Below are 13,284 nucleotides of genomic sequence, written 5' to 3' on the forward strand. Positions count from 1 at the left end.
GATCCGACATGGAAGCGACCCAGATGACGTTCGGCGACGGTGTCGTCGACTACGCGGTCGAGGACGGCATCGCGACGATCACGATGAACCGCCCCGAGTATCACAACGCGCAGAACTCGAAGATGACGTATGCGCTCGACGCGGCGTTCCGGTGCGCGGCGCACGACGACGCAGTGAAGGCCATCGTGCTCGCGGGCGCCGGCAAGCATTTCTCGGCGGGCCACGATATCGGCACGCCGGGCCGCGACATCCACGAATCGTTCGATCGCGCGTCGCTGTGGTACGACCACGTCGACAAGGAAGGCGGCGAATTCCTGTATGCACGCGAGCAGGAGGTATACCTCGGGATGTGCCGGCGCTGGCGCGACCTGCCGAAGCCGACGATCGCGATGGTGCAGGGCGCATGCATCGCGGGCGGGCTGATGCTCGCGTGGGTGTGTGACCTGATCGTCGCGTCGGAGGATGCGTTCTTCGCGGATCCGGTCGTGCGGATGGGGATTCCGGGCGTCGAGTATTTCGCGCATGCCTACGAGCTGAACCCGCGCATCGCGAAGGAATTCCTGTTCCTCGGCGAGCGGATGCCGGCCGAGCGCGCGTACCAGATGGGGATGGTCAACCGCGTGGTGCCGCGCGAGCGGCTGCGCGACGCGACCTACGCGATCGCCGCGAAGATCGCGACGATGCCGCGCCTCGGGCTCACGCTCACCAAGCAGGCGCTGAACCACGTCGAGGAACTGCAAGGCAAGCGCGCGGCAATGGATGCGGCGTTCGCGTGGCATCACTTCGCGCATGCGCACAACGAACTCGTCAGTGGCGATCGTCTCGGCGGCTACGACGCGCGCAGCATGGCCAGCTCGCAGCGCCAGCCGAACGGCGCGGATCGCGGCGACGCGGCGGCCCCGGTTGCCGTCAACGGAGCCGCCGCATGAGCACGACGCTTCAGAGCCCGCTGCATACGCCGCTGTGCGACCTGCTCGGCTGCCGTTACCCGATCGTGCAGACCGCGATGGGCTGGGTGGCCGACGCGCGGCTCGTCGCGGCGACCGCGAACGCCGGCGGTTTCGGCTTCCTCGCGGGCGCGACGATCGAGCCGGAGCAGGTCGAGGCCGAGATCCTGAAGGTGAAGTCGCTGACCGACAAGCCGTTCGGTATCAATTTCCACATGTTCCAGAAGAACGCCGCACAGGTGGTCGATCTCGCGATCAAGCACCGGCTGCGCGCGGTCAGCTACGGCCGCGGGCCCGATGCGAAGACGATCCGCCGCTTCAAGGACGCCGGCATCGTCTGCATGCCGACCGTCGGCGCGCCGAAGCATGCGGCGAAGGCCGTCGAACTCGGCGCGGACATCGTGACGGTGCAGGGTGCGGAAGGCGGCGGCCACACGGGCTCGGTGCCGACCACGCTGCTGCTGCCGAAGGTGCTCGATGCGGTGCGCGTGCCGGTCGTCGCGGCCGGCGGGTTCTTCGACGGGCGCGGACTGGCTGCCGCGCTTGCGTACGGCGCGGCCGGCATCGCGATGGGCACGCGCTTCCTGATGAGCGCCGAATCGCCGGTGCCGCGCGAGACGCTCGACCGCTACGTCGCGGTCGGCGACCCGGCGCGCATCCGCGTGTCGGACGCGCTCGACGGGCTGCCGCAACGAATGATCGACAACCCGTATCTGCTGAAACTCGAACGCTTCGGCCCGCTGCGCCGCACGTGGTTCGCGTTGAAGACCGCCGAGGCATGGCGGCGCCAGAACGGGCTGAGCACGGGCGACATGCTCGGCCTCGCGATCAAGGCGCTGCGCTCGCATGACTACACGGCGAGCCAGACGCTGATGGCCGCGAACGCGCCGTTCCTGATCCAGCGCGCGATCGTCGAGGGCCGCCCGGATGAAGGCGTGCTGCCGAGCGGCCAGGCGGCCGCGATGATCGGTGCGATCGAGTCGTGCGACGCGCTGATCGCGCGGATCGTCACGGAAGCCTGCGAGCGGATCGATGCGCTGGCCGCGTTGCGCGGCGCGGCAGCGGCGCAGGCCGCATGACACACATCACAGGGAGGCAATGGAGATGACAGCATCCAATCAACCGGCCGGCGCGATGCCGTTCCGGATCGATCGCGCAGACGGCATCGCCGAACTGGTGATCGCCCAGCCGCCCGTGAACGCGCTCGACGCGCAGGGCTGGCATGCGCTCTCGCGTGCGCTCGACGCGCTCGGCGCGGACGACGACGTGCGTGTGATCGTCGTGCGCGGCGAGGGCCGGGGCTTCTGCGCGGGCGTCGACATCAAGGAGCTGGCCGCGCATCCGGAACGGATCGTGTCGGTCAACGCGGGCAACTACGAGACGTTCCGCGCGGTGCACCGCAACCCGAAGCCGGTGATCGCCGCCGTGCACGGCTTCGTGCTCGGCGGCGGGATCGGCATCTGCGGCGCGGCGGACATCGTCGTCGCGGCCGATTGCGCGCGCTTCGGCGTGCCGGAGATTGACCGTGGCGCAATGGGCGGCGGCGCGCACCTGCAGCGGCTGTTCGGCGTGCAGAAGGTCCGCGCGATGTACTTCACCGGCGACATGATCGACGCGGCCGAAGCGTACCGGCTCGGCGCGGTCGAGCAGGTCGTCACGCGCGACACGCTGCGCGACGCGGCGCTCGCGATCGCCCGCAAGATCGCCGAGAAGAGCCCGGCGATGGTGCGGCTCGCGAAGGAGGCGCTGAACGGCGTCGAGGACGGAAATCTCGAGGACAAGTACCGCTGGGAGCAGGGCTTCACGCTGCAGGCGTACATGACGAACGACTCGACGGAAGCGCGCGCCGCGTTCGTCGAGAAGCGCGATGCGCGTTTCGACGCGCAGGCAACCGCCGGGGAGGCACGCGCATGAACCTGACCTATACGCCGCAACAGCAGGCGTTCCGCGCGGAAATCCGCGAATGGCTCGCCGCGCACGTGCCGCGCGAGCGGCTGCCGAGCTTCGACACCGAGGAAGGCTTCGCCGCGCACCGCGAATGGGAGCGCACGCTGCACTCGGGCCGCTGGAGCATGGTCACGTGGCCGCGCGAGCTGGGCGGGCGCGGCTGCGACCTGATCGAGTGGCTGATCTTCGAGGAAGAGTACTGGCGTGCCGACGCACCGATGCGCGTGAACCAGAACGGCATCTTCCTGCTCGGCCCGACGCTGATGGATTTCGGCACCGACGCTCAGAAGGCGCGCTTCCTGCCCGCGATGGCGGCCGGCGAGCACGTGTGGGCGCAAGGCTGGTCGGAGCCGAATGCCGGTTCGGACATGGCCGCGATCCGCACGACCGCAGCCCGTATCGGCGACGAATACGTGCTGAACGGCCAGAAGATCTGGTCGACCCGCGCTGTGTGGGCCGACTGGCTGTTCGGGCTGTTCCGCAGCGATCCCGAATCGTCGCGCCACCATGGCCTCACGTTCCTGATGGTGCCGCTGTCCGCGCCGGGCATCACGGTGCGGCCGATCCGGCAGCTCAACGGGCAGACGGGTTTCGCGGAAATCTTCTTCGACGACGTGCGCGTGCCGGTCGAGAACCGGCTCGCGGCCGAAGGCGCGGGCTGGCAGGTCGCGATGGCGACGGCCGGCTTCGAGCGCGGGCTGATGCTGCGTTCGCCCGCGCGCTTTCAGCGCACCGCGCAGGCACTGCGCGACCTGTATCTCGCGCACCGCGACAGCGCGGATCGCGACCCGACGCTGCGCGAGCGCGTGGTGCAGGCCTGGATGGATGCGCAGGCCTATGCGCTGTCGACCTATGCGACCGCGAGCCGGCTGCTGAAGGGCGGCCATATCGGCGCGGAATCGAGCACCAACAAGGTGTTCTGGTCGGAACTCGACCTGCGCATGCACCAGACCGCGCTCGACATTCTCGGGGCGCACGGCGAGGTCGTTCCGCAGACGCCCGCGCAGCACGCGACGCTCGGCCACTGGCTCGACGGCTTCCTGTTCGCGCAGGCCGGCACGATCTACGCGGGCACCAACGAGATCCAGCGCAACATCGTCGCCGAACGGATGCTCGGCATGCCGCGCGCATAACGGCGCCGGCGCCCCCCTCACTGAACGGACATCCCATGGATTTCGTATTCGATGAAGACCAGGAAGCGCTCGCGGACAGCGTGAAGCGCCTGCTGATGACCGAGATGACGCCCGAGCTGATCCGCGAGCTCTGGGCGACGCCGACCGGGCGCTCGGATGACCTGTGGGCGCTGTTCGCGTCGCAGGGGCTGACCGCCGTGTCGGTGCCCGAGGTGCAGGGCGGCCTCGGCCTGACGGAAGTGGAATGGGCGCTGCTCGCGCAGGCCTACGGATATTTCGGCAGCCCCGAGCCGCTGCTCGACACGGCGCTCGTGTCGGCCGGCGTACTGGCGCGGCTGCCCGCGAGCGACTGGCGCGACGCGCTGCTGCGCGACATCGCCGAAGGGCGCGCGCGCGTCGCGCTCGTACATCCGGTGAACCCGTACGCGGCCGACGTGCACGTTGCGAACACGCTGCTGTGCGAACACCGCGGCGAACTGCACCGCGTCGACCCCGCGCAGTGCGCATGGCGGGCGGTCGACAGCGTCGACCCGTCGCGGCGCCTGTTCACGCTCGACTGGGAACCGTCGGCGGCGACCCGCATCGCGACGGCCGACGATGCCGCACCGCTGCTGAACCGCGCGCTCGATCACGGCGCGTTCGCGGTCGCCGCGCAGTTGCTCGGCCTCACGCAGCGCGTGCTCGACGTTGCGATCGACTACAGCGCGCAGCGCAAGCAGTTCGGCAAGGCGATCGGCTCGTATCAGGCGCTCAAGCACCTGCTTGCCGATGTCGCGATCCGCTACGAGTTCGCGCGGCCGGTGGTCGCGCGCGCCGCGCAGGCGATCGCCGACGATCACCCGCAGCGCGCGGTGTTCGTGTCGCACGCGAAGCTTGCGGCGACGTCGGCCGCGCAACTGGCCGCGCGCCACTCGATGCAGGTACACGGCGCGATCGGCTACACGTGGGAACTCGACCTGCAGATCTTCATGAAGCGCATCTGGGCGCTCTCCGGAAGCTGGGGCGACAGCGCGTTCCACAAGGCCCGCGTGGCCGACGCGATCCTCGGCGACGCGTTGCCGATCGGCCCCGCGCAGACCTTCGACCTCGAGGAATCCAACCAATGAAACAAGCCTATATCGTCGACGCGCTGCGTACGCCGACCGGCCGCCGCAAGGGCGGGCTCGCGCACGTGCATGCGGCGGATCTCGGCGGCTTCGTGCTGAAGACGCTCGTCGAGCGCAACGCGATCCCGGCCGACGAATACGACGACGTGGTATTCGGCTGCGTCGACACGATCGGCCCGCTCGCGGGCAACATCGCGCGCACCTGCTGGCTCGCAGCCGGGCTGCCGCTGCAGGTGCCGGGCGTGACGGTCGACCGCCAGTGCGGGTCGTCGCAGCAGGCCGTGCACTTCGCCGCGCAGGCCGTGATGAGCGGCGTGCAGGACGTGGTCGTCGCGGGCGGCGTGCAGACGATGACGCAGATCCCGATCTCGTCCGCGATGACCTGCGCGGCACCGTTCGGCTTCACCGACCCGTTCTCGGGCAGCGCCGGCTGGCGCGCACGTTTCGGCGATGCGCCGGTGTCGCAGTTCGTCGCCGCGCAGCGGATCGCCGAGCACTGGAACCTGTCGCGCGACGCGATGGAGCGCTATGCGCTGGAAAGTCACCGCCGTGCGGTCGCGGCGATCGAGGCCGGCCATTTCAAGCGGGAAATCGTGCCGCTCGAAGGGGTGATGCACGACGAGACGCCGCGCCCCGATACGTCGCTGGAGAAGATGGCGACGCTGGAACCGCTGACGCCGGGCGGCTCGCTGACGGCGGCCGTCGCGAGCCAGACCTGCGACGCGGCGGCCGCGCTGCTGATCGTGTCGGAAGATGCACTGAAGCGCTACGGCCTCACGCCGCGTGCGCGCATCCATCACCTGAGCGTGCTCGGCGACGATCCGCTGTGGATGCTCACCGCGCCGATTCCGGCAACCAGGGCCGCGTTGAAGAAGAGCGGGCTCGACCTGGCGCAGATCGACGTCGTCGAGTTGAACGAGGCGTTCGCGTCGGTCGCGCAGGCGTGGCTCGCCGACACGCGCTTCCCGCCTGAAAAGACCAACCCGAACGGCGGCGCGATCGCGCTCGGCCATCCGCTCGGCGCGACCGGCGCGCGCCTGATGACGACGCTGCTGCACGAGCTGGAACGCACCGGCGGCCGCTACGGGCTGCAGACGATGTGCGAAGGCGGCGGCCTCGCGAACGTCACGATCATCGAGCGCCTGTGAGCGCGTCACTTTCACGATCCACGAGGCACAAGCATGGGAATCTGTAACGGACGCACCGTCATCATCACCGGCGCGGGCGGCGGGCTCGGGCGCGAATACGCGCTGGCATTCGCGGCCGAAGGCGCGGCGGTCGTCGTCAACGACGTCCGGCACGACGCCGCGCAGGCCGTGTGCGACGAGATCGCCAGGCGTGGCGGCCGCGCGCTCGCGAATTCGGACGACATCACGCAGACCGACACCGCGCAGCGGATCGTCGACGCGGCGCGCGAAGCGTTCGGCGACGTGCACGTGCTCGTCAACAACGCGGGCATCTGCCGCGACAAGATGTTCACGAGCATGACCGAAACCGACTGGGACGACGTGATGCGCGTGCACCTGCGCGGCCACTTCTGCCTGTCGAGCGTGCTGGCGCGCGTGTGGCGCGATGCGGCGAAAGCGGGCCGCACGGTCGATGCGCGGATCGTCAACACGAGTTCGGGCGCCGGCCTGCAAGGCTCGATCGGCCAGTCGAACTACGGCGCGGCGAAGGCCGGCATCGCCGCGCTCACGCTGATGCAGGCGGCCGAGCTGCAGCGCTACGGCGTGCGCGTGAATGCGCTCGCACCGGCCGCGCGCACGTCGATGACCGAAGGCGTGTTCGCCGACATGATGAAGAAGCCCGAGGACGGCGGCTTCGACTATTTCGATCCGGCCAACGTCGCGCCGCTGGTCGTGTGGCTCGGCAGCACGCTGTCGGCCGACGTGACGGGCCAGGTGTTCGAGGTCGCGGGCGGGATGATCGCGGTCGCGGAAGGCTGGCGCACGGGACCGAGCGTCGATCGCGGCGCGCGCTGGGCGGCGGCCGAGGTCGGCCCGGCGGTCGCGCAGCTGCTCGCCGATGCACGGCCCGCGCAGCGCGTGTACGGGAGCTGACAGATGGATCTGGCGCTCACCGACGAACAGGCGATGATCCGCGACGCGGCCGCCGACGTGCTCGCCGAACGCAGCGCGTCGGCCGACGTGCGCCGCGCGCTCGAGCAGTCGGCCGGCCGCGACGACGCGCTGTGGGCCACGCTCGCGGGCGAACTGGGCTGGAACGCGCTCGCGCTGCCGGAAGCGGCCGGCGGGCTTGGGCTCGGGGCGGTCGAGCAGACGGTGCTGATGGAACAGCTCGGCCGGCGCGTCGCGTGCGTGCCGTATTTCCCGACCGCGTGCCTCGCGGCGACCGCGCTGGCCGGCTGCGACACGCCGCTGGCGAACGGCTGGCTCGCGAACATCGCCGGCGGCACGTGCAGCGCGACGCTCGCGCTGCCGTTCGACTTGCCGGCCGGTGTAGGGCGACTGCCGGTCGTTGCGGAAGAAGCGGCGGGCGGCTATGCGCTGTCCGGCACGATCGAACAGGTGATCGACGGTGCGCGCGCCGACCTGCTGCTGATTCCCGCGCGAATCGCAAACGAAGGGCAGGCGATCGGAGTGTTCGCGATCGACGTGGCATCGGCGTCGGGCCTGACCGTCACGCCGCTCGACACGCTCGACGCGACGCGGCCGATCGCTCGCGTGGCGCTCGACGACACGCGCTTGCTCCGCGACGCGTTGTTCGCCAGCGGCGCCGCTGCTGCACGGGTGCTCGAACGCGCCGCATGGTTCGCGGCGCTCGCGCTGGCCGCCGAACAACTCGGCGGCGCGCAGCAATGCCTCGACCTGACGCTCGACTACACGAGCCAGCGCGTGCAGTTCGGTCGTGCGATCGCATCGTTCCAGGCCGTCAAGCACCGCTGCGCACAGATGATGGTGCTGATCGAATCGGCGCGCTCGGCCGTGCTCGGCGCCGCGCATGCGTGGGACGCCGAAGCGGGCGCAACACCGGGCGTCGCGCTGCGCGCCGACATCGCGGCTGCGAAAGCCGCCGCGAACGACGCGTATGCGTTTTGCGCGCAGGAAGCGATCCAGCTGCACGGCGGCGTCGGCTTCACGTGGGAATACGACCCGCATCTCTATTTCAAGCGTGCACAGGCGTCGGGCGCGCAGTTCGGCGGCACGCCGCAACTGCTCGAATGGATCGCCTGTCATGCGATCGACGACGGTGCCTCGCAGCACGACGACACGCACGCGCCGTCGGTTGCGGCAGCGTCCCGTCCGTCGGCCGCGCGCGCAGGAGCACTCCAATGAACAGCGAAACGCGCGAACAGCAATTACGGCACGAAGTGGCCGACTGGGTGCAGTCGCACCTGACCGGCGAATTCGCGTGCCTGAAATACCGCGGCGGCCCCGGCGACGAGGAAGCATGGCCGGAACTGCGCAAGGCGTGGGAGCAGGCCCTGGCGAAGGGCGGCTGGACCGGGCTCGGCTGGCCGGTGAGCGCCGGCGGGCGTGGCTTCTCGGTCGCCGAGCAGGTGATCTTCCACGAGGAATACGCCCGCGCGGGCGGCCCCGGGCGGATGGGCCATATCGGCGAAGGGCTGCTTGGGCCGACGCTCGTCGCGTGCGGCACCGACGACCAGCGCGTGCGCTTCCTGCCCGGCATCCTGGCCGGCACGCAGTTCTGGTGCCAGGGCTATTCGGAGCCGGGCGCGGGCTCCGACCTGGCCAACGTGCGTACGCGTGCGGAACAGGACGCGGACGGCACCTGGCGCGTAGTCGGTCAGAAGGTGTGGACGTCGCTTGCACACGATTCCGACTGGATTTTCGTGCTGGCGCGCACCGATCCCGAGTCGAAGGGCAACAAGGGGCTGTCGTTCCTGCTGATGCCGCTCGACCAGCCGGGTGTCGAGATCCGCCCGATCAAGCAGCTCAACGGCGGTGCGGAATTCAACGAAGTGTTCTTCGACGGCGCGCGTGCGGAAGCGCGCGACCTGGTTGGTGCGCCGGGCGACGGCTGGCGGATCGCGATGACGCTGCTCGGCTTCGAGCGCGGAATGTCGACGCTCGGCCAGCAGATGCAGTTCGTCCGCGAACTCGAATGGGTGATCGACGCCGCGCGCGAATCGGGCGCGGATCGCGACCCCGTGCTGCGCCAGCGGATCGGCCGCGCATGGGCCGGGTTGCGCGTGATGCGCTACAACGCGCTGCGGATGCTGTCCGGCGCGGACGACGCCGACGCGAGCGCGCCGCTGCGCCGCGAGGCGCTGATCTACAAGTACTTCTGGTCGAACTGGCACCGCGACCTCGGCCAACTGGCGATGGACGCACTCGGCCCGCGCGCGAACGTGATCGATCCGGCCGACGAAAAGCTCACCCATCTGCAGCGCGTGTTCCTGTTCTCCCGCGCGGACACGATCTACGCAGGCACCAACGAAATCCAGCTCAACATCATGGCCGAGCGCGGGCTCGGCATGCCCAGAGAACCACGAGGCACAGTATGAACGAACCCCAGATCCAGAAAGCACCGGCCTACGTGCCGGGCCACCAGCTGCTCGCCGGCAAATCGGTGCTGATCACGGCCGCCGCCGGTGCCGGCATCGGCTTCGCGGCCGCACGCCGCTGCGCGGAGGAAGGCTGCCGCGCGCTGTTCATCTCCGACATCCACGAAAAGCGCCTCGAGCAGGCTGTCGAAACGCTGCGCGCGGAAACGGGGCTGCAACAGATCCACGGCCGTCTGTGCAACGTCGCGGTCGAGGCCGACGTGCAGGCGCTCGTCGCCGACGCGCAGGACAAGCTCGACGGCGTCGACGTGCTGATCAACAACGCCGGACTCGGCGGGTCGACCCGCATCGTCGATATGGACGATGCCGAATGGTCGCGCGTGATCGACATTAGCCTTACCGGGACGTTCCGGATGACGCGCGCGATGCTGCCGCACATGCAGGCCCGAGGCCGCGGCGCGATCGTCAACAACGCATCGGTGCTCGGCTGGCGCGCGCAGGCGGAACAGGCGCACTACGCGGCCGCGAAAGCGGGCGTAATGGCGCTCACGCGCTGCGCGGCGCTCGAGGCGTCGCCGTACGGCGTGCGCATCAACGCGGTCGCGCCGAGCATCGCGATGCACGATTTTCTGAAGAAGTCGGCTCCGGCCGATCTGCTGAATCAACTGGCGTCGCGCGAAGCCTTCGGGCGCGCCGCCGAAGTCTGGGAGGTCGCGAACGTGATGGTGTTTCTTGCAAGCGATTACGCGTCGTACATGACGGGCGAAGTGCTGTCGGTCAGCAGCCAGCACGCATGATGGACACGTCCCTCGAACCCGTGCTCGCGACGCCGCGCGTGTTCGCGCACCCCGGCGAACTCGCGGCCGCGGTCGGCGACACGCTCGGCGCGAGCGCGTGGCTCGCGATCGACCAGCGCCGCATCGACGGTTTCGCCGATGCGACGGGCGATCACCAGTGGGTGCATGTCGACCCGGCGCGCGCGAAGGATGGCCCGTTCGGCGCGTGCATTGCGCACGGCTACCTGACGCTCTCGCTCGTCAATTACTTCCTGCCGCAGATCGTGCGCATCGACGGCGCGCGGCTCGGCGTCAACTACGGCTGCGACAAGATCCGTTTCCCGGCGCCGGTGAAGGTCGGTGCGCGCGTGCGCGGCGTCGGCGAGCTGCTGCGCGTCGAGCCGCTCGAAGGCGGCGTGCAGGCGTGGGTTCGCGTGACCGTCCAGATCGACGGCGAAGCGAAGCCCGGCTGCGTCGCCGACACGATCAGCCGTTACTACTTCTAGATTCAGAGAGCCAGCACATGGAAGACGCAGTCATCGTTTCCGTCGCACGCACGCCGATCGGCAAGGCGTTTCGCGGCATGTTCAACGACACGGAAGCGCCCGCGCTCGGCGGCCACGTCGTGCGCACCGCGCTCGAACGCGCGGGCGTTGCGCCGGTCGACGTCGACGACGTGCTGATCGGCTGCGCCGCGCAGCAGGGCACCCAGGGCTACAACATCGGCCGCCTGTCGGCCGCGGCGGCCGGGCTGCCTGCTTCGGTGCCCGGCATGGCGATCGATCGCATGTGTTCGTCGGGCCTGATGTCGATCGCGAGCGCCGCGCGCAGCATCGGCGCGGGCGACGCGCGGATCGTCGTCGCCGGCGGCGTCGAGTCGATCTCGCTCACGCAGAACAAGCACAAGAACGCCTATCGCGCGCGTTCGCATGCCGTGCTCGACCACCAGCCGGCCGCGTACATCGCGATGATGGAAACGGCCGAGATCGTGTCGCGCCGCTACGGGATCTCGCGTGACGCGCAGGACGCGTTCGCGCTGCAGAGCCACCAGCGCACCGCCGACGCGCAGGCGGCCGGCCGCTTCGACGCGGAAATCGCACCGCTCGACGTGCGGCGCGCGCTGTTCGACAAGGAAGGCAACCCGGCCGGCCACGAGGATCTGCGTGCGGCACGCGACGAAGGCGTGCGCGCCGACACGACGGCCGAACGGCTCGCGGGGCTGAAGCCGTCGTGGAGCGGCGGCAAGGTCGTCGAGCAGGGCGAGTTCGTGACGGCCGGCAATGCGTCGCAGCTGTCGGACGGCGCGGCGGCCGTGGTCGTGATGTCGCGCAGCGAAGCGGTGCGCCGCGGGCTGACGCCGCTCGGCGCGTTCCGCGGCCTTGCGGTGGCCGGCTGCGAGCCGGACGAAATGGGCATCGGCCCGGTGTTCGCGATTCCGAAGCTGTTGGCGCGCTTCGGGATGACGGTGGCCGACGTCGGGCTATGGGAGCTGAACGAGGCGTTCGCGTGCCAGGCGCTGTACTGCCGCGACATGCTCGGCATTCCCGACGACCGGTTGAACGTGGACGGCGGCGCGATCGCGCTCGGCCACCCGTTCGGGATGTCGGGCACGCGCATGACGATGCACGCGTTGCTCGAAGGCGCGCGGCGCGGCGTGCGGCACGCGGTCGTGACGATGTGCATCGGCGGCGGGATGGGTGCCGCTGCGCTGTTCGAAGTCGGCGCGTAGCGGTACGCGGGCAGGCCGCGCCGCACACGCGGCCATCCAGTCAGGACCATTCGAGGCCGCGGCAACGACCGGCGGCCCGGAGACTTGCAGCCGGCGGCGGCTGGCGCTTCGGCGCGAACCGCCGTCGAACGCAGACACAGGAGACAAGCATGAAACGAACCTTGCCCGGACTCGCGATGTCGGCGCTCGTGCTCGGCGCCGCGCTGTTCGCGTTTTCGCCGCGCCCGCTGCCGGCGTTCCCGGCCACCGCGATCCACGCGGACCGGCTGCAGATCAACGGGCTCGCCCGCGCCGGCACGACGCGCATCGTCGCGGTCGGCGAACGCGGCGTGATCCTGCTGAGCGACGACGCGGGCGCGCACTGGCGGCCGGCGTCGATCGCGCATGACCAGGCATCGACCCTCACGCAGGTGCGCTTCATCACGCCGACGCTCGGGATCGCGGTCGGTCACGACGGCCTGATTGTCCGCAGCGACGACGCGGGCGTGCACTGGCGCGAGGTCCACATGGACCACGAACATTCGGACCCGCTGCTGTCGATATGGGGCACCGCGGACGGCCCGCTGTTCGCGGCCGGCAGCTTCGGCCAACTGCTGCGCTCGGACGACGCCGGCGTCAACTGGCAGACCGTGAAGACGCCGGCCGGTGATCGCCACCTGAACGCGATCGTCGGCGACGGCCACGGCAACCTGCTGATCGCGGGCGAAAGCGGCACGCTGCTGCGCTCGAGCGACAACGGCGCCACGTGGGACAAGCTGGCGTCACCGTATGCGGGTTCGCTGTTCGGCGCGCTGATGCTCGCGAACGGCGACTGGGTCGCGTATGGGATGCGCGGCAACGTCGTGCGCAGCACCGATCACGGCGCGACCTGGACGCACGTCGACAGCCACGTGCCGGTGTCGTACTTCGGCGCGACCCAGCTTGCCGACGGCGAACTCGTGCTGGTCGGCCAGGGCGGCGCGATCGTCGCATCGCGCGACGGCGGGCTGACCTTCGACGTGCGCAAGCTCGGCGGCGTGCAGAGCCTCGCGGCCGTGCTCGACATGGGTCACGGTGCGCTGTTGCTCGGCGGCGAATCCGGCGTCGCGCCGCTCGCCGCGTCGCCGTCCTGACGCGCGGCCGCGGCGGCCGCGACAGACGCGGCCGCCGGTTTCCGC

13 protein-coding genes are annotated in these 13,284 nt (G+C 70.1%); all 13 read left to right on the forward strand.

Annotated elements, in window-relative coordinates:
- The first annotated feature begins 8 nt into the window (after positions 1-8).
- Positions 9-929 carry an enoyl-CoA hydratase gene (locus ACWMMN_RS23475; protein ID WP_059240425.1) on the forward strand — a complete coding sequence of 307 codons (921 nt, stop codon included), beginning with the start codon at positions 9-11 and terminating at the stop codon, positions 927-929.
- Entirely contained in the window at positions 926-2,026 is a 1,101-nt protein-coding gene (locus ACWMMN_RS23480; RefSeq protein WP_174991172.1) for an NAD(P)H-dependent flavin oxidoreductase, read from the forward strand. Before ACWMMN_RS23475 ends, ACWMMN_RS23480 begins: the two co-directional genes overlap by 4 nt.
- 19 nt (positions 2,027-2,045) lie before the next feature.
- Entirely contained in the window at positions 2,046-2,861 is an 816-nt protein-coding gene (locus tag ACWMMN_RS23485; RefSeq protein ID WP_174991171.1) for an enoyl-CoA hydratase family protein, read from the forward strand.
- Positions 2,858-4,027, forward strand: coding sequence for an acyl-CoA dehydrogenase family protein (locus ACWMMN_RS23490; protein ID WP_059240428.1), 1,170 nt, complete (start codon positions 2,858-2,860; stop codon positions 4,025-4,027). The genes ACWMMN_RS23485 and ACWMMN_RS23490 overlap by 4 nt, the downstream gene beginning before the upstream one ends.
- A gap of 35 nt (positions 4,028-4,062) precedes the next feature.
- Entirely contained in the window at positions 4,063-5,133 is a 1,071-nt protein-coding gene (locus ACWMMN_RS23495) for an acyl-CoA dehydrogenase family protein (RefSeq protein WP_342704952.1), read from the forward strand.
- Complete coding sequence (locus ACWMMN_RS23500; RefSeq protein ID WP_059240430.1) at positions 5,130-6,281, forward strand: acetyl-CoA C-acetyltransferase; 1,152 nt, start codon at positions 5,130-5,132, stop codon at positions 6,279-6,281. The genes ACWMMN_RS23495 and ACWMMN_RS23500 overlap by 4 nt, the downstream gene beginning before the upstream one ends.
- A 33-nt stretch (positions 6,282-6,314) precedes the next feature.
- The gene (locus ACWMMN_RS23505) at positions 6,315-7,193 is read left to right on the forward strand and encodes an SDR family oxidoreductase (protein ID WP_486424023.1); all 879 of its coding nucleotides are present in this window, start codon (positions 6,315-6,317) and stop codon (positions 7,191-7,193) included.
- A 3-nt stretch (positions 7,194-7,196) separates the two neighbouring features.
- Positions 7,197-8,429: an acyl-CoA dehydrogenase family protein gene (locus tag ACWMMN_RS23510; protein ID WP_486424024.1), complete on the forward strand. Its 1,233-nt coding sequence runs from the start codon at positions 7,197-7,199 to the stop codon at positions 8,427-8,429.
- Entirely contained in the window at positions 8,426-9,622 is a 1,197-nt protein-coding gene (locus ACWMMN_RS23515) for an acyl-CoA dehydrogenase family protein (protein WP_486424025.1), read from the forward strand. Before ACWMMN_RS23510 ends, ACWMMN_RS23515 begins: the two co-directional genes overlap by 4 nt.
- Entirely contained in the window at positions 9,619-10,419 is an 801-nt protein-coding gene (locus ACWMMN_RS23520) for an SDR family oxidoreductase (RefSeq protein WP_059240434.1), read from the forward strand. Before ACWMMN_RS23515 ends, ACWMMN_RS23520 begins: the two co-directional genes overlap by 4 nt.
- Entirely contained in the window at positions 10,419-10,904 is a 486-nt protein-coding gene (locus ACWMMN_RS23525) for a MaoC family dehydratase (protein ID WP_342705994.1), read from the forward strand. The genes ACWMMN_RS23520 and ACWMMN_RS23525 overlap by 1 nt, the downstream gene beginning before the upstream one ends.
- A 17-nt stretch (positions 10,905-10,921) precedes the next feature.
- Complete coding sequence (locus ACWMMN_RS23530) at positions 10,922-12,127, forward strand: acetyl-CoA C-acyltransferase (protein ID WP_486424026.1); 1,206 nt, start codon at positions 10,922-10,924, stop codon at positions 12,125-12,127.
- A 149-nt stretch (positions 12,128-12,276) separates the two neighbouring features.
- Entirely contained in the window at positions 12,277-13,239 is a 963-nt protein-coding gene (locus ACWMMN_RS23535; protein WP_174991163.1) for a WD40/YVTN/BNR-like repeat-containing protein, read from the forward strand.
- Positions 13,240-13,284 lie beyond the last annotated feature (45 nt).

The organism is Burkholderia cepacia complex sp. TUM26381, from assembly GCF_057439935.1.

Bases quoted from the DNA above. Each gene is read 5' to 3' on its own strand.
- ACWMMN_RS23530 (WP_486424026.1), top strand. From the start codon at position 10,922: ATGGAAGACGCAGTCATCGTTTCCGTCGCACGCACGCCGATCGGCAAG.
- ACWMMN_RS23495 (WP_342704952.1), top strand. From the start codon at position 4,063: ATGGATTTCGTATTCGATGAAGACCAGGAAGCGCTCGCGGACAGCGTG.
- ACWMMN_RS23510 (WP_486424024.1), top strand. From the start codon at position 7,197: ATGGATCTGGCGCTCACCGACGAACAGGCGATGATCCGCGACGCGGCC.
- ACWMMN_RS23515 (WP_486424025.1), top strand. From the start codon at position 8,426: ATGAACAGCGAAACGCGCGAACAGCAATTACGGCACGAAGTGGCCGAC.
- ACWMMN_RS23485 (WP_174991171.1), top strand. From the start codon at position 2,046: ATGGAGATGACAGCATCCAATCAACCGGCCGGCGCGATGCCGTTCCGG.
- ACWMMN_RS23520 (WP_059240434.1), top strand. From the start codon at position 9,619: ATGAACGAACCCCAGATCCAGAAAGCACCGGCCTACGTGCCGGGCCAC.
- ACWMMN_RS23525 (WP_342705994.1), top strand. From the start codon at position 10,419: ATGGACACGTCCCTCGAACCCGTGCTCGCGACGCCGCGCGTGTTCGCG.
- ACWMMN_RS23535 (WP_174991163.1), top strand. From the start codon at position 12,277: ATGAAACGAACCTTGCCCGGACTCGCGATGTCGGCGCTCGTGCTCGGC.
- ACWMMN_RS23490 (WP_059240428.1), top strand. From the start codon at position 2,858: ATGAACCTGACCTATACGCCGCAACAGCAGGCGTTCCGCGCGGAAATC.
- ACWMMN_RS23505 (WP_486424023.1), top strand. From the start codon at position 6,315: ATGGGAATCTGTAACGGACGCACCGTCATCATCACCGGCGCGGGCGGC.
- ACWMMN_RS23500 (WP_059240430.1), top strand. From the start codon at position 5,130: ATGAAACAAGCCTATATCGTCGACGCGCTGCGTACGCCGACCGGCCGC.
- ACWMMN_RS23475 (WP_059240425.1), top strand. From the start codon at position 9: ATGGAAGCGACCCAGATGACGTTCGGCGACGGTGTCGTCGACTACGCG.
- ACWMMN_RS23480 (WP_174991172.1), top strand. From the start codon at position 926: ATGAGCACGACGCTTCAGAGCCCGCTGCATACGCCGCTGTGCGACCTG.